Origin of the sequence: Suttonella ornithocola, from assembly GCF_001889065.1 — a bacterium.
Taxonomy (GTDB): domain Bacteria; phylum Pseudomonadota; class Gammaproteobacteria; order Cardiobacteriales; family Cardiobacteriaceae; genus Suttonella_A; species Suttonella_A ornithocola.
Window position 1 is genome coordinate 1 of the sequence record NZ_LWHB01000100.1, and the last position, 15,351, is coordinate 15,351.

Annotated in this window: 12 protein-coding genes and 4 pseudogenes; 8 read left to right on the forward strand and 8 right to left on the reverse strand. The window is 39.2% G+C overall.

The features are described from left to right. Positions 1 to 224: transposase (locus tag A5N85_RS08075; protein WP_211268109.1), on the forward strand; the 224-nt coding region annotated here is incomplete at its 5' end. 99 nt (positions 225 to 323) lie between these two features. Beyond that, positions 324 to 793, forward strand: a pseudogene (locus A5N85_RS16545) (helix-turn-helix domain-containing protein); the annotation flags it as partial. A 215-nt stretch (positions 794 to 1,008) separates the two neighbouring features. Here A5N85_RS16545 and A5N85_RS14655 read toward each other — a convergent pair. Next, positions 1,009 to 1,630 (reverse strand): annotated as a pseudogene (locus A5N85_RS14655) (IS256 family transposase); the annotation flags it as partial. 114 nt (positions 1,631 to 1,744) lie between these two features. Next, positions 1,745 to 2,122, reverse strand: a pseudogene (locus A5N85_RS17275) (transposase family protein); the annotation flags it as partial. 340 nt (positions 2,123 to 2,462) lie between these two features. Here A5N85_RS17275 and A5N85_RS08095 point away from each other — a divergent pair. From A5N85_RS08095 to A5N85_RS08105, 3 genes are read left to right on the forward strand one after another with little or no spacing between them, the layout of a single operon-like run. Further along, positions 2,463 to 3,689, forward strand: coding sequence for a DUF819 family protein (locus tag A5N85_RS08095; RefSeq protein WP_072576780.1), 1,227 nt, complete (start codon positions 2,463 to 2,465; stop codon positions 3,687 to 3,689). A 3-nt stretch (positions 3,690 to 3,692) separates the two neighbouring features. Continuing rightward, positions 3,693 to 4,577 (forward strand): DMT family transporter, encoded by an 885-nt coding sequence (locus A5N85_RS08100; protein ID WP_072576781.1) that lies wholly within the window; start codon positions 3,693 to 3,695, stop codon positions 4,575 to 4,577. Positions 4,578 to 4,580: 3 nt separating this feature from the next. Beyond that, complete coding sequence (locus tag A5N85_RS08105; RefSeq protein ID WP_084601704.1) at positions 4,581 to 6,554, forward strand: BCCT family transporter; 1,974 nt, start codon at positions 4,581 to 4,583, stop codon at positions 6,552 to 6,554. 104 nt (positions 6,555 to 6,658) lie between these two features. Here the strand turns inward: A5N85_RS08105 and A5N85_RS08110 are convergent, their stop codons facing one another. Genes A5N85_RS08110 through dacB form a run of 3 tightly spaced genes read right to left on the reverse strand, consistent with a single transcriptional unit; the run spans position 6,659 to position 9,897 of the window. After that, the gene (locus A5N85_RS08110; RefSeq protein ID WP_072576782.1) at positions 6,659 to 7,654 is read right to left on the reverse strand and encodes a TAXI family TRAP transporter solute-binding subunit; all 996 of its coding nucleotides are present in this window, start codon (positions 7,652 to 7,654) and stop codon (positions 6,659 to 6,661) included. Between the two features lie 21 nt (positions 7,655 to 7,675). Beyond that, positions 7,676 to 8,470 carry a L,D-transpeptidase family protein gene (locus tag A5N85_RS08115; RefSeq protein ID WP_115306117.1) on the reverse strand — a complete coding sequence of 265 codons (795 nt, stop codon included), beginning with the start codon at positions 8,468 to 8,470 and terminating at the stop codon, positions 7,676 to 7,678. Further along, positions 8,467 to 9,897: a D-alanyl-D-alanine carboxypeptidase/D-alanyl-D-alanine endopeptidase gene (gene dacB / locus A5N85_RS08120; protein WP_072576784.1), complete on the reverse strand. Its 1,431-nt coding sequence runs from the start codon at positions 9,895 to 9,897 to the stop codon at positions 8,467 to 8,469. Before dacB ends, A5N85_RS08115 begins: the two co-directional genes overlap by 4 nt. A gap of 70 nt (positions 9,898 to 9,967) precedes the next feature. On the opposite strand from dacB, the gene yjgA reads away from it, so the two are divergent. Further along, a complete protein-coding gene (gene yjgA / locus A5N85_RS08125) occupies positions 9,968 to 10,528 on the forward strand; it encodes a ribosome biogenesis factor YjgA (protein WP_072576785.1) in 561 nt (186 codons plus the stop codon). Next, positions 10,528 to 11,673 carry a radical SAM family heme chaperone HemW gene (gene hemW, locus A5N85_RS08130; protein ID WP_072576786.1) on the forward strand — a complete coding sequence of 382 codons (1,146 nt, stop codon included), beginning with the start codon at positions 10,528 to 10,530 and terminating at the stop codon, positions 11,671 to 11,673. The genes yjgA and hemW overlap by 1 nt, the downstream gene beginning before the upstream one ends. 174 nt (positions 11,674 to 11,847) lie before the next feature. Here the strand turns inward: hemW and A5N85_RS08135 are convergent, their stop codons facing one another. Continuing rightward, complete coding sequence (locus A5N85_RS08135) at positions 11,848 to 13,713, reverse strand: glycine betaine ABC transporter substrate-binding protein (RefSeq protein ID WP_072576787.1); 1,866 nt, start codon at positions 13,711 to 13,713, stop codon at positions 11,848 to 11,850. 301 nt (positions 13,714 to 14,014) lie between these two features. Beyond that, the gene (locus A5N85_RS08140) at positions 14,015 to 14,434 is read right to left on the reverse strand and encodes a hypothetical protein (protein ID WP_143143222.1); all 420 of its coding nucleotides are present in this window, start codon (positions 14,432 to 14,434) and stop codon (positions 14,015 to 14,017) included. A gap of 318 nt (positions 14,435 to 14,752) precedes the next feature. On the opposite strand from A5N85_RS08140, the pseudogene A5N85_RS08145 reads away from it, so the two are divergent. Continuing rightward, positions 14,753 to 15,160, forward strand: a pseudogene (locus tag A5N85_RS08145) (extracellular solute-binding protein); the annotation flags it as partial. Positions 15,161 to 15,254: 94 nt separating this feature from the next. Here A5N85_RS08145 and A5N85_RS17280 read toward each other — a convergent pair. After that, positions 15,255 to 15,341, reverse strand: coding sequence for a hypothetical protein (locus A5N85_RS17280; protein ID WP_084601705.1), 87 nt, complete (start codon positions 15,339 to 15,341; stop codon positions 15,255 to 15,257). Between the last annotated feature and the right edge of the window lie 10 nt (positions 15,342 to 15,351).

A 15,351-nucleotide genomic window follows, 5' to 3' on the forward strand; every position in this document is an offset into this window, starting at 1 on the left:
GGACAATGCCGCTTTTTCATAAACGCAGTGATATTCAAGCAATCATTGAAGAGCATGGGCATGAGATAGTTTGGTTACCCCCTTATAGTCCAGACTTAAATCCCATTGAAAAGATGTGGGCTTGGATTAAGCAAATAGCAAAGAATGGCGGATGGATTGTATTGATACTTTATTCTTTTATCTGCTTTGGATTGGGTTGGGTTTTAGATGATTGCACTATATAGTAAAGCTCCAAAAAAATGCATACAGTACTTGATAATAGGACACTGTTTTCAAGGTGGATATTGAGTTAAGGTTGTATGCTTTTTTGGGGATTTGGCTATATGCTTCATAATAATGAAAAAGTCCTCAAACACAAGGTTAGCTTCAAATTTGTCCGAAAAACTAGTCAATATTTCTTGAGCCTGTAAATCATGGAATTATCCCGAGACACTTTTTACCGTTACAAAGCAGCGGTAGAATAAGTGGGGGCGAAGCCTTACTTGATCAAAACCGGCGCAAAGTGAATTTGAAAAATCGGGCAGATCCAATGGTAGAAGAAGCAGTGGTTGCTTATGCCATTGAAGAATCGGTACATGGTCAAACAAGAGTAAGTAATGAATTACGTGAAAGAGGCATTTTTGTTTCTGCCAGTGGTGTGCGTAGTATCTGCTTAAGTCATCATCTAGAAAGTTTCAGGAAACGCCTGAAAGACTTAGAAACCAAAGTCGCCGAAAAAAACCATATGTTAACAGAATCTCAAATAGCTGCTTTAGAGCGTAAGCAACAAGATGACGAAGTCTGTGGGGAAATATATAGCTGAATAGGTTTAGCTTACATACAAACTGACGAACTACAGACAGCCAACCTCAGTACGGTAAAACAAGCTAACACTATATGTGAGTTAAAGACATTCAGCTATAGCAAAAGCCTACTAGAATAGTTACAATGTTAAGATAACTGAATGATGAATAAAGTAAGCATACTTTACTAGAATAGGAGGGCGTTAAAAATTCTGTGTCAGGTTAATTAAAGATTCATCACGGCATCTAACCGACTAGGGAAATAGATAGACAATTGCATCATTGTCCTGTCCCCAATTAGGAATCGGCATTGTCTATTTTTCGCTGGCATTTAACATACCAACATATAAGAGTTTGAGCAAACTGGTTTCATTAGGAAACGCTCCTTTAGTTTTAGTTAACTTGCGGAATTGACGATGGACTGCCTCTACCGCATTGGTGGTATAAATGGGCTTTCTCACCGCCTCAGGATATTTAAAATAGTGACTTAGCAAATGCCACTTATCCCGCCAAAACTTAATCACCGCAGGGTATTTATTACCCCAAAGGTTTTCTAACCTATCAAGCGCCAATTCAGCTGATTCTTTATTGACCGCTTTATATACAGGCTTTAAATCCTGCATGAAAGCTTTTTGCTCACGGATTTGCTGAAGCACACACAGTTGCACCTCAGTATTGGGGAAGATAGCCTGTATCGCTTCAGGAAAACCTTTTAAGCCATCCACACAAGTCATGAGAATATCTTCCACGCCACGGTTATGTAAGTCCGTCAGTACAGAGAGTCAATCGTTTGCCCCTTCGGTTTCCGAGCAGTATAAGCCAATGGGTTCTTTTTTGCCTTCGGTGTTTGAGGAATGACACAGAATTTTGAACGCCCTCTTGATGAGGCTCCAATCATCCCGGAGCAGTTCAGCCTCAATATCTTCTTTGACTGTTTGCTCAATTAAAGTAATTGCCATTTATGAGTCATGTCGCTGACCAGCGCTCACTTCAATGATAACCAGATTACTACAAGTATCAGCCACTAAATGAATCTTACTGCTGTTGCCAGCAACACTTTTACCAAGAGCTTCATATTGTTGACTCGCTGCTCCAAAACTATGCTGATGCACTTTAACAACACTACTATCAATAAATAACCATTCTCCATCATAGTCTTGCGTTATTATCAATATAAGCTTTTGTCATTTTCCTGTGATACGCCAGTACCAATACTGTTGATAGATAACATACCATTTATCAAAATACTCAAATATGCCTCGCCACGGACATCCCACTCTTATTTGATATAACATTGCTTCAAGAGCGAGTCTTAAATTGGGTTTGTCATAGACGTTTATTTAACGCGGTATAGTATGTATAGCCAACTTCCCAAAAAATGCATACAACGCTACCTTAATATCTACTTTAAAAACAGTATCCTATCCACCATTTCTGTATGCATTTTTTGGGAGCCCTGCTATAGCATTGTGCCAATGTTCATCTTTGAGCATGGTTTGTGTCATAAGTAGTGCCTTGTATTTTGTTGTAGTAAACATGAATGTGAGACTTTGCTTATCTTTTTTCAATTTCTGAATTCTATACAGCTCCTATTTAATCTTTTTTTGAAAGAATAAAATTCAATTTTTTTGTTTTCACAAGTTATAATCTACAAAAAACCAATCACCATAGCTTAATAACATGATTACTTCTATTGCTCTCGCCTTTGGCACGTTAATGGGTATTGTTGGCCTGATTTTTTATACTTCTGGTCTCACTCATTCTTTTTGGAAACGCTTTTATGCTATCGTTCCTGCTATTGTTCTATGTTGTTTTATCCCTGCTGGACTAAATACTTTTGGCATTTTTGCACCCGGTGTCGGCAAAACCATTTATGTTTTTACTGCAACATGGCTATTGCCCGCTGCGCTCTTTCTAATGACTTTATCCATGGATGTTCCTAAACTCATTGGTTTGGGTTGGAAAGTATTAGCAATGTTCTTTGCAGCTAGTATAGGAATTATTATATGCGGTCCATTAGCACTTTGGATTTACCAATACATTCATCCAGAAGCTTTTGCTGACGATACTCTATGGCGAAGTTTTTCAACAGTTGCTGGGAGCTGGATTGGTGGCGCGGCTAACCAAGCGGCAATGAAAGAATTGTTTCAAGTTGACGACACTATGTTTGGCACAATGATTTTAGTTGATACCACCAATGCATCATTATGGTTATTAGTGATCTTCCTTATCGCAAAACATCATCAAAAAATTGATCGTTGGTTAAAAGCAGATACTTCAGCAATTAACCAACTGATTATTGCTGTAGAAAATTATGAAAGAGAGCATGCGCGCATTACTACGCTTAGAGATTTTATGCTCATTTTTGGTTTAACTTTTGCGGCTTCTGGCTTAGCTGATTGGCTAGGCAAACAAATTGCTAATCTATTCAATGATATTAGTTGGGCAGACCAATATAGCTTACATAGCCCTTTTTTCTGGATGGTGATTAGCATTACTATCTTTGGTGTTGCTCTTTCTTTTACGCCAGCGCGCAAATTAGATCATATAGGCGCCTCAAAATTAGGAACTGTTTTTATCTTTATCTTGATTGCTGCTATTGGAATGCAAATTGATTTACGTGGAATTTGGCAATATTGGCAACTTTTATTAGTAGGCACACTGTGGATTACCTTGCACGTTATTTTTATTTTTATTGTGGCTAAAATTATTCGTGCTCCTGTTTTTTACCTTTGTGTTGGTTCAAATGCGAATACTGGCGGAGCATCTTCAGCACCCATTGTCGCAACGGCTTTTCATCCTGCATTAGCACCTGTTGGCGTTTTATTAGGAATTCTTGGCTATGCCGTTGGAACGGTTGGCGGATATCTTTCTACATTACTCATGCGATGGGCAGTTGGCGGATAATTTATGGATGCCAAAGCAAAAAACGATACCCCTGCAATTATTGGTTTACTCATTGGCTGTATTGTATTTGGCTTAGGCAGCTTAATCGTCGCCTTTGTTCCTATCAATAGCTATGCCATCGCCTTTTGGCGATTATTACTGGCATGTTTTGTCTTTGTAGGAATTTTCCTTTTTCGTCACCAAAGTTTACCCGGCCATCCTAAAGCTTTATTTTTTACTTGCTTAGCAGGTATCTTTTTTGCCTTTGATTTATCTTTGTGGCATGAAAGCATTCATGCTGTTGGTCCTGGCATTTCAACTTTACTCAATAGCCTACAAATCTTTTTTATAACAGCCATTGGCTTTTTCTTTTTTCAAGAACGTCCTAATCGCTTACAACTTCTGAGTTTAAATATTGCTATTTTAGGAGTAGCACTGATTGCTAGCCCAGAATTTGCTCATAATCAACGTGCAGCTTGGGGATTTATCAGCGGTGTATTATCAGGTGGCGCATTAGCTGCTTCTATGAGCGCTGTTCGTAAAGTACACGAATATGAACCAACACCGATTATTCCTCTGATGTTATTGTTTAACTTATCCGGTACCATTATCCTGTTTCCTATTGCTTTATTAGCAGATGGCGCTTTTTTTCCTAGCACACTTTCTAGCCTATTTTGGACATCTGTTTATGGTATAGTAATGCAATGTGGCGCTTGGGCATTAGTAGTTTTCGCTATTCCACGCTTAAGTCTTGCGCTGACAGGTCTTATTTTGCTTTCTGAACCTGTAGCTGCGATTATTATTGATGCTACTTTACTTGCTAAACCCATTACTGCTATTCAATGGCTAGGTTGTGGATTAACACTAATTTCTATTTATCTTGGCACACTTCGCCGAAACACTATTTAATTCATGAAAAATCGTATTGTTATTCTTCCTGCACTTTGCGTGACAGCAGCACTTGTATTAGCTGCTACTATCGCTCCGACTGATACCGCAAATATTCTTAGCCAGCTGCTTAAAGGAACCACTGCTAATTTTGGCTGGTTTTACATGCTAACAGTCGCTTTTATGCTTATCACGCTTATTTCTGTCGCTTTTAGTCCAGTCGGACAAATTCGTTTGGGACCTGATCATGCCCAACCAGATTATGCTTTTGGCGAATGGTTTGCGATGCTTTTTGCTTTAGGCTGTGGCGTTGGCTTAGTATTTTTTGGCGTAGCGGAACCTGTTCTACATTATGCCAATCCCCCAGAAGGCACGCCTCAAACCTTAGACGCCGCAAAAGCTGCCATGCAGATTGCCTATTTCCATTGGGGTTTCCATATTTGGGCGGTTTATGGCTTAACCGCCTTAGTTATTGCTTATTTTAGCTTTAGACATGGTCTTCCTTTTTCATTAAGAAGCCCATTTTTTCTATTCTTTGGAAAACGCGTTCTTGGTAATTTTGGTGCGCCACTAGATATTATTGCAATTTTATGTACTTTATTTGGTATATCAACGAGTTTAGGATTAGCTGCTGAACAAATTAATGCTGGACTGCATTACCTTTTCCCTATTATCCCGAAAACCCTACTGATTCAACTGGCTATCATAGCATTTGGTAGTCTTTCAGCGGTTACCGTATTGAGTTTTGGGATTAATCGTGGAATGAAAACGCTCTCAACATGGGTGGTGCGTATTGCGTTTACATTACTAATCCTAGTATTTATTCTAGGACCTAGTCGATTCATATTAGAAGCTTTTCTAGAAAATACAGGAAATTATCTTAATAGTATTATTGCGCGTAGCTTCTCATTACAGGCATATACAGGCGGAGATTGGATTGGTAACTGGACGATCTTCTTCTATGCTTGGACGCTTGCTTGGGCACCGTTTGTTGGAATGTTTATTGCCAAAATTAGTCGTGGTCGTACCATCAGAGAATTTATTACCGCAGTCATTATTATCCCTAGTATTTTGAACTTTTTTTGGTTCTCAACCTTTGGCGATACTGCTTTTTATCAAATCCTTCAACAAAATCATAGTGAATTACTTGTTCAAATTCTTAGAGATAAAGCGACAGGAATATTTGCTATGTTTAAGTATCTCCCCGCTACAATGATTTTGTCAGGATTAGCGTTAATTATGTTGATTGCTGGTGTTATTACCGGTAATGCTTCTGCGGCACTTTCCATTGACACCATCACGGCAAACGGAAAACAGAATAAAGGTTATGTTAAACTTTTTTGGGCAATTATCTGTGGCTTACTAACCGCTGCTTTATTAGCAGTCGGTGGACTAACGGCTTTACAAGCCGTTACGGTGTTAATCGCTTTACCTTCTGCAATTATGTTGGTTAGTGCTGCGATTGCTTTAATTCGTGCCTTAATTATTGAACGAATTAAGCAAACCAGTATGAATAAACCTCTACCAGAAAGTCAGACTGAAGGAAAATACACAACGCGTATTGAAAACTTAATTGAACCACCTAATGGCGCAGCGGTTGAGCAATTTATTCAAACCACTGCCTATAACGCTATGAAAAGAATTGCAGATATTCTGAACCGCCAAGAATGGCCTTGTATTGTGGAATATGATGCTCACCATAGGCGGGCATTCCTTCAAGTACGACATAAAGACCTTATAGATTTTCATTATGGCATTCGATTTCGAGCGTATGACCTGCCCGAATTTTCTCATCTAGGAAGACGTATTCGTACGCGTAAAAGAATGCCAGGCAAATACGCAACAGCAGAAGTCTTTTTACGACAAGGCGGACAGAACTATAACCTTTATGGATTTACAGAAGAAGATATTATGGACGATATCTTAAGACAGTTTGATCGAGAACTAGATTTTATTGAGCGTGTAGCCCAGGGCTCTTACCTTGGCGCGCGCCAATAGACATGCCTGACAACTCATAAAACATACTTTAAAAGCCCCTTAATAACTGTTCTATTTAGAGCAAATTAAGGGGGGTTTTAAATACTGTTTAAATTACGCAAAAATTAGAAGCGCTTACCAATTTCGTTGTAATATTTCTTTGCGCCATCGTGTAAAGGAATACCGATACCATCTAAAGAATTTTCCAACTGAAAACTGTCAATTAAAAGACGTTTTGTAAACCAATAAGGTTGATTATTGATATCCCATAAACGGCTAGTAAATTGATATATAAATGCCTTATCTGCTTTTTCCGTTGTCACTAATAAAGCATTCACAGAAACGGTTGGAGTAGTAGTGCTTATTTCAGAATAAATCTTCTGATCGATGACAGCTTGTCGATAATAAGGACTTTTGGCTAATAAACTCTCAACACCATTGCCTGTAATAGATAAAAATTTCAACTCAGCTTTTTTATCTAAAATTTGAAAAACAGGCGTTGGGATGCCCGCAAAAAAAGCAAACGCATCAACTTGATGATGAGAAAAAGCCTCAGCAGAGGCTTTTAAACTGCCGTGACTGAATTGTATTTCTGTAGAATTGATGCCCGCTGCATTTAAAATCTCCTTCATTCCATCGAATGTACCGGAATTCATCGCCCCTACAGCAACTTTTTTATTTTTTAAATCAGTTAGATAATGAATGTTGCTATCTTTATGAACAGCAATTTGTAATAACTCTGGGTACAAACTGGCAATTGCACGTATCTGCGGACATGCTTTAGTTTCAAAAGGACCGATACCTTTATACGCCATATAAACTAAATTGGATTGTACCAATGCAAAATCAACTTCTCCAGCGCATAACTGTGCTAAATTGTCCATCGAACCAGTGCTACTATAATTTTTTAAAACTAAACCATTAACTCCACAGCTACCGCCTTCACCACAAGGCAAACCGCCCGCATTATTGAGTAAAGCTGATAATTGAGTCCCCGTATAGTAATAAAGACCATTATAGTAACCCGTTGCTAAAGAATAATATTTTGCCTCTTGTTTAGATTCTGCCATAACCACAGCACAGCAACTCGTAATAAATACTAAAAGCCCTTTTTTTATCATCCTGTTATCTCTCTCATTTATTTAATCTTTAGACGCAAACAATGATCCCTTTGACTCTAATATGCGTCTTTCCTCTCCAAGAGGTGGTGAAACAACATATTGTTTATCTGAAACAGAAATTTTTGGTGGAACATGATGTTGCTCAAAATAATCATATCCCGGCTTTAGCATACGCCAAAACTCATACCAACGATGATTGCTATAAAGCTTAAGATTCTCTTCAGTCAAATGAAACGGGAAAACATGTACCGGAACAGCCAGTTGTCCTCTTCTTAAAGCTGCTTGTACAATGGCGTAAATCACTTCAATTTGCTCATCTCCCATCGCATAACAGCCGATAGAAACACAATTACCATGAACCATCAAATATTTCCCTGTATAGCCATGCGCTCTATCATAAGCATTCGGAAAGCCCAAATTAAAAGACAAGTGATAACGGCTATTAGGGTTTAATTGATTAAGTCCAACCTCATAAAAACCCTCTGGAGACTGCTTATCTCCTTCACGCAACTTAGGTCCCAACTCCCCTGAATAAACACAAATAGGAAAAGACTGATAAAGATGAAATTCACCATCTGGTCGCAATTGCCATATCTCTAAAAAACGATCTTTCTTAAAAATACGAATAAACGTTTTCGCACCAAAAGTAAAACCTCTGGCCTGCATTTGCTTTGCTAACGGTAAATGTTTAACTTCATCTGGTAAAACAAATAAGCGCTGTTGAAATAAATCCGGCTTTTTCTCGCTAACCTCAGATTTTACTCCGCATCCTGCAAGTGCTAATGCCCCTGCTTTTAACCACCATCTTCGATTCATTGTTGATACACCCATCGTAAAATATCATCTTGCATATAGCGACTTTTCACAGCATCCCTACCATTCCCAATCATGACCACAGCATAAACATGTCCGCTTTTTGCAAAGACATATCCAGCCAATCCACGAACCTGATCTAAAGTTCCCGTTTTTCCAACCACCTTACCCGCCATTTCCTCACCACGAAAACGTTTCTTCAACGTTCCGTTTTCTCCTGCCACTGATAGAGAATCAAAAAATACAGATTTAAAAGAACTATTTGCCATATTCAATAATAATGTTAACAGCTGTTGTGCCGTTAGCTGAGTCTCTCTTGATAAACCTGAGCCATTATCAACAACCATTCCTTGAGTTGGTACACCAAAAGCGGATAAAGTTTCTATAATCGCCTTACGTCCTTTTTCCAAAGAGCCAGGCACACCATGCGCATAAACGCCAAGCGTTAACATCAACTGTCGAGTCATTACATTGTTACTATATTGATTCATTTTCTGAATTTGTTCAGAAAGCGGAACAGATAACCCTGTATAAAGTAACTTTGCTGAAGACGGAACCTGACCAATTCGTCCACCGCCATCAAAAGTACCGCCAATCTCATACCATAAATCATGAAACAAATAATAAAACTGTTCGCTTGCTTCTCCCATCACAACCGTTAACTCTCTAGCGCCACAAGCCGTACTATAGCTACCGGTTAACGTAACAACCGCATAACCTTTAGCATCACGCTCAATATCTGGTGAAGGAGAATAATTTTTTTCGCATGATGCAGAAGAAATACGCATTTGATTATTAATTTTCCAATTAGCAATATTAGGATATAACTCTATAGAAACCTCTCTATTTCCTCTAGGCAATAAGCGTAACTTAACCGTTCTAAAATTTACCATTAAAGGATGCGGTACCGCGTTATATGCCGACCATTTATTCCCATCGAAAGACTCATTATCTCTTGCTTCAGGCGGTAAATAATATAGCGAATTATCTAATACAATATCACCGGTAATATGACGCACACCCTTTTCACGCAAATCAACTAAAAACTGACGCAAACGCTCCTCTACTAAAAAAGGATCGCCTCCCCCTTGAACATATAAATTGCCTTCAATAACCCCATTTGCATCAGGTAAATGATCGACATAAAAACGTGTCGGCCATCGAAAATCTGCCCCCATCCTAATCAAACCAGCAGAAGTCGTTAATAATTTCGTTAACGAAGCTGGAGAACGTTTGGTTTGAGCATTTAACATTGCAAGAGGACGTTCCTGCTCAATATCTTGAATAAGTAAACTAAATCCATTTGAATCTACCTGATGCTCATTCATTATCTGCGCAATTGCTGCTGGTAAATGACTAACGACTTGCGCAGATGCGCCATAAGATACGCACCAAAAAATCAGCCCTAACCAAAAAGACCGCCATATCATTCTATTGTCCCTCGAAATTCGGTCAAAAGGCAGCTATTATAGCCACCCTTACCACAAAAAAAACTTACCAATGACTGAAAAAGAAAAACAATACGATGAAGAAGGTCGCGTTATTCGCGAAAATCGCAGCGCACTCAAGCGAGAACGTGATGCCATTAAAGCATTTGCAGAAGAACTGCTTAAGCTACCAGCGCAACAATATCCTTTACTGCCTATCAATGAAGCACTAATTGCTGCACTTATCGAAGGAAAAAGACTCAATGGTAATGCCTACCAACGGCATTTAAATTACCTCACGCGTTTGATGATAGAACAAAATCCCGAAGCCATTCGACACGCACATGAGCACATCAACCACCCCTATCTTCATACCGGTCATAAAATACAACAAATTCAATCAGAAATAGTTCGCCTACTTCAAAACGATAAAAATATCTACAACGAACTCATTGCCCGATACCAAGATTTAGATATCCAATACGTTCGTCAACTGGTCAGAGAAACACAAAAACACCTTGCAAAAGCGTCTGAAAAACCAGAAGAAACACAAGAAAAAAAACCGGGCAAACATCAACGTCGATTACAAAAATATCTACAAAGCCTACCCTTAAATTTTACCGCTACAGAGTAATGTCTCATACCATTCCTCTTTCACTTTACATCCATATTCCATGGTGCGTCCGCAAATGTCCATATTGCGACTTTAATTCGCATACCTTAAAAATTGCGCCCGATGAATCAGCCTATATCGCACATCTTTTACGAGATTTTCAATACGATTACGATGGGCGCACCATACAAAGCATCTTTATTGGGGGGGGAACTCCTAGCCTATTTAGCGGTAAAAGTATTGAAACACTTCTCAATGCGCTACAAAAACAAGCAAACATTGCTCCAGATGCTGAAATAACGCTTGAAGCCAATCCAGGCACAGTTGAGCAGGAAAAGTTTTCTGCTTATCAAGCAGCAGGCGTTAACCGGCTTTCCTTGGGTATTCAAAGCTTCAACCCCAAACACCTCCAAAGCTTAGGACGTATTCATAACGATGAAGAAGCACATAAAGCGATAGAAACTGCTCAAAAAGTAGGATTTTCTCGTATCAACATTGATTTAATGTTTGCTTTACCACAACAAACACCAGAACAAGCAATAAGCGATCTCAAAAAAGCCATTGCTTATCAACTCGAACATATTAGTTGGTATCAACTGACCTTAGAACCAAATACTCCTTTCTATACCCAACCGCCAGCTATACCAGATGAAGACGATAAACAACGCATTTACGAAACAGGCGCTGCCTTTTTGCGGGAACAAGGATACCAACAATATGAAACCTCCGCATGGACATCTAATCAACCCTCAAAACATAATCTTAATTATTGGCAGTATGGCGACTACATTGGAATTGGTGCCGGTGCGCATGGAAAATTAACAACGCGAGAAGGAAAAATCATCCGTAATCGTAAATATCGTTCCCCTGTTACCTATCAATCCGCGCAAAGCCATTCAACGAATCCCTATCAAGATGCGCAAGAGATAATTCCAAAATCTGAACAAGCATTTGAATTTATGATGAATGCCCTTCGCTTAAAAAACGGGGTTCCACGTTTACTTCTAAGTGAGCGAACCGCTATTCAAGAAAAAGAAATTGCAGAAACACTAAACAAACTGATTCAGCGAAAATTACTCATTGATGACAAACAGTACTTTCGTACCACAGAATTAGGATTTGCCTTTTTAAACGATGTTATCAGTGAATTCTTACCTACAGAATAAATAAAATAAAATCATTCCCAATCCTCTACACCTATATAGTGCGATCAGCTAAAAAACAAAACATCCTATAGCCCTTATCTAGCCATTCTGGCGGTAGATAACGTTCTGTTTTTTAGCTGATTTGACTATATAAGACTGTCTTCATGATTCTTATATAGGTGTATATAAGAAAAACTAATTTTTATTATCCGCTAACTTTTGTCGTTTTGAGCGTCCATAGGCTTGAGTGATACGGTCAATAATAATCGCGAGGATGACAATTGCAGTACCAGCTTCAATACCTTGTCCAATATTCAGCGTTTGAATCGCTTGCAACACAGGCTCGCCAAGCCCTGGTGCACCAATCATTGATGCTAACACCACCATAGATAACGACATCATCACCGCTTGGTTAATGCCTGCCATAATACTAGGTTTCGCTAACGGTAATAGCACCCAAAGCAATAATTGCCAACGGCTGCTACCAAAAGATTGCGCTGCTTCGCGTAGTTGAGGATTGACCTGTTCAATACCTAATGCTGTTAAGCGCACCAACGGTGCGAGTGCATATACTACCGTTGCAAAAACGGCAGGAACTTTGCCTAGACCAAATAACATCAGTACTGGAATGAGATAAACAAAACTTGGCATTGTTTGCATCACATCTAAGACTGGCGCTCCTATTCGGCGTAAGCGAGGATTACAGCCCATAGTAATACCAAGCGGTACACCTAGCACAACCGTTAAACCAACCGAAACAATCAATAAAGCGATGGTTTGCATCAAAGCATTCCATAACCCAAATGCACCGATAAGAAATAATCCAATACCAAAAACTGCGCTACGTATCCAACAACGAGTAGCGTGCCAAGCAAGTCCACAAACTGTTAATAACCATAGCCAAGGCGGTATTTTCATCAACAATTTTTCTAAGGGCAATAACAGATACCCTAAAGTAAAATCACTAATTTTATGAAAAAATGCGCCATAATTCTGTACCAATGTCTGTAAATTACGGTTCATCACTGCCTGTAATGACCATTCTGGGAAAAAAGAAGTATTATTAGCATTGCTTTGCTGCTGCACACTTTCAAAACTTTTTTGTCCCTTATCGCCTAACCATCTTTGCCAAAGCTCAGGATGCTCTTTTAAAAATACTCGCGCTTGCACCTCACCACTGCGTTGATGTTCATTCATCGCTAAAATTGCGCCATTTAGTTGCTCTGGTGTAAGTTGTACTCGTTCAAATAATTGCACCAAATCTGGATATTGCTCACGAAATGGTGTCGAAACAGCTATAGCTAATTGAGAACTTGGAAAGCCAGAAACACAATGGGTTTGACTATTCGCTTGTAATAATTGATTCCAACAGTTTTCATCGTACGGAGGAAACTCAATCGGTTTAAAATTATACTTTGCCATAAAGGCGGTTGGTTGCCAGTAATAGAATAAAACATCTTTTTTCTGTGCGTATGCAGAGGCAATTGCAGCATCCAATGCTGCTCCCGTGCCAGGATGAACATTATTATATTGATTAGCAAGCCCTGTATTTTTTAATAAATGCGTATTAAAAATCTCACACGTCCAACCACTAGGGCAATTTAGAAACCGCGCTTTTGTTGGGTCTTCAGGGTCGATAAAATATTTTGCCGCTGTTGCTAAACCTTCCACACGTTTTAATTCTGGATGCGCTTTTAAAGTATAAGCAGGGATATACCAACCCTGTTTTGCGCCCCCCTGAAGAGTATCGCCAATCACTGCTGCTTTACCGTCTTTCACCGCTTTTTGCATTACTTCTGAACGTCCAACCCACTGTTCAGCAATTACTTGAATATCATTTTGAGATAAAGCGGTTTCTAACGCTGGACCTGTGCCGGGAATTTCTGTTGTCGGGCATCTGTAACCATCTTCAAGCAGAATGCGTAGCAGCGCGGTGGTAAATTGCCCGCTTTCCCATGTTAATGCGCCAAATTTAATCGGTTGTTCGCAGGCAGCATGCGCTTGCGTAATAAAGCAAAGTCCTAACAATACGATATAAAAAAGACGGCGAAAGAACGGCATAATATTCCTTAGATAACAGTCAATGTAAAAATGATATTGTGCTTTAACTTAAAAACAAGAACATTCATCAATCGTTTTTTCGTGGTGCATGCGTCTTGCGCCACAAGAGAAAAAACAACTTACAGTATCTGTACGTAACTTCAAATACCGTGTAGTCAAAAAATTGAGCAAAAATTTCACGCTACTAAGTTGTCTAGATTAGGTATTATTACAATCTATCTTTTCTCTCAAAGTTAAATAACCATACTTTATCATTTATCGTCTACGCTGTCAGATATCGCAACAAGCAAAAGAACTCACCTCAGTGATGTGCCATAGTCGCCTGATGTTTTTTCTTAAGCAGCGATAATAGCGCTTGATGCTTGAGCGTCAAGCCATTGGTATAAAACCGGAGCTGATCCTCTTTTTTATTTTTTGCAATGCGCCCCTCTGCCAACGCGATGATAAAGCTCGCTTCAGCTAAAGGGCTGTTCACCGTGAGCGCGCGGTAGCTTGGATAATACAAGCGCATCAGCGCGTCTAGCGTCAGCGTAATATAGATGCTTGTATGCTTGATGCCTCTAAGATAATACACATACTCATTTATATTGATAATATCCTGCCATGCAATGCGCACATGATTTTTTGCGAAAGGGCTTATTTGAATACTTAATCCCTTTTCATCAATCACCAACGCAGGCACTTTACGCCGCTGCCATAGCAAGCCATAGCAAATCATCAATATTATTTCTAAGAGCAACGCTATCACCACTTTCCATAACTCACCCTTTTCCCACGCTTACCAACCGAAAACCTCAAATCCCAATATAACGAGAATAAAACTAAGGGTAAAAAAAGTCATGCGGTAGTAAATCTTATGCGTCATTTTATTTGCCAAATAATGAATATTTTTCCTCATTATTCAATGATAACTGCTGTGTATCAAGCATTAGTGCACGTTTATGGGGGTTTACTGTTATTTTTATTCGCAAGACATATTTTGGTAACAAAAGCACGGTATAACTTCTATCACTTTCACCAATCTATGTAGGAGATTTTAATGAAACTTGTGCTTTCTACTTTAATGCTTTCTAGTGCTATTGCTTTTAGTGCTGCAGTTCAAGCGGCTAATATTACTGGTGCTGGCGCAACTTTTCCGCAACCCGTTTATGCAAAATGGGCGGAAGCTTATAAAGCGCAAAGCGGTAATCAAGTCAATTATCAAGGCATTGGCTCTTCTGGCGGGATTAAGCAGATTGACGCAGGCACGGTTGATTTCGGTGCTTCGGATGCTGCCCTTAGTCAAGAATTAGATAAGAAAGGATTGATTCAATTCCCAACGGTAATTGGCGCGGTGGTTCCTGTTGTCAATGTTGATGGTATTACCGCAGGCGGTTTAACACTTTCTGGGGAAGTTCTAGCAGATATAGTGAAATCATCTAAAACCCAATCCAATCCAAAGCAGATAAAAGGATAAAGTATCAATACAATCCATCCGCCATTCTTTGCGTATTTGCTTAATCCAAGCCCACATCTTTTCAATGGGATTTAAGTCTGGACTATTAAGGGGGTAACCAAACTATCTCATGCCCATGCTCTTCAATGATTGCTTGAATATCACTGCGTTTATGAAAAGCGGCATTGTCCATGACAATTACA

What these genes read in the sequence shown, in the direction of transcription:
- A5N85_RS08100 (WP_072576781.1), top strand. Translation starts at nt 3,693, where the DNA reads ATGGATGCCAAAGCAAAAAACGATACCCCTGCAATTATTGGTTTACTC.
- A5N85_RS08135 (WP_072576787.1), bottom strand. Translation starts at nt 13,713, where the DNA reads ATGCCGTTCTTTCGCCGTCTTTTTTATATCGTATTGTTAGGACTTTGC.
- A5N85_RS17280 (WP_084601705.1), bottom strand. Translation starts at nt 15,341, where the DNA reads ATGGACAATGCCGCTTTTCATAAACGCAGTGATATTCAAGCAATCATT.
- A5N85_RS08105 (WP_084601704.1), top strand. Translation starts at nt 4,581, where the DNA reads ATGAAAAATCGTATTGTTATTCTTCCTGCACTTTGCGTGACAGCAGCA.
- A5N85_RS08115 (WP_115306117.1), bottom strand. Translation starts at nt 8,470, where the DNA reads ATGAATCGAAGATGGTGGTTAAAAGCAGGGGCATTAGCACTTGCAGGA.
- hemW (WP_072576786.1), top strand. Translation starts at nt 10,528, where the DNA reads ATGTCTCATACCATTCCTCTTTCACTTTACATCCATATTCCATGGTGC.
- A5N85_RS08110 (WP_072576782.1), bottom strand. Translation starts at nt 7,654, where the DNA reads ATGATAAAAAAAGGGCTTTTAGTATTTATTACGAGTTGCTGTGCTGTG.
- dacB (WP_072576784.1), bottom strand. Translation starts at nt 9,897, where the DNA reads ATGATATGGCGGTCTTTTTGGTTAGGGCTGATTTTTTGGTGCGTATCT.
- A5N85_RS08095 (WP_072576780.1), top strand. Translation starts at nt 2,463, where the DNA reads ATGATTACTTCTATTGCTCTCGCCTTTGGCACGTTAATGGGTATTGTT.
- yjgA (WP_072576785.1), top strand. Translation starts at nt 9,968, where the DNA reads ATGACTGAAAAAGAAAAACAATACGATGAAGAAGGTCGCGTTATTCGC.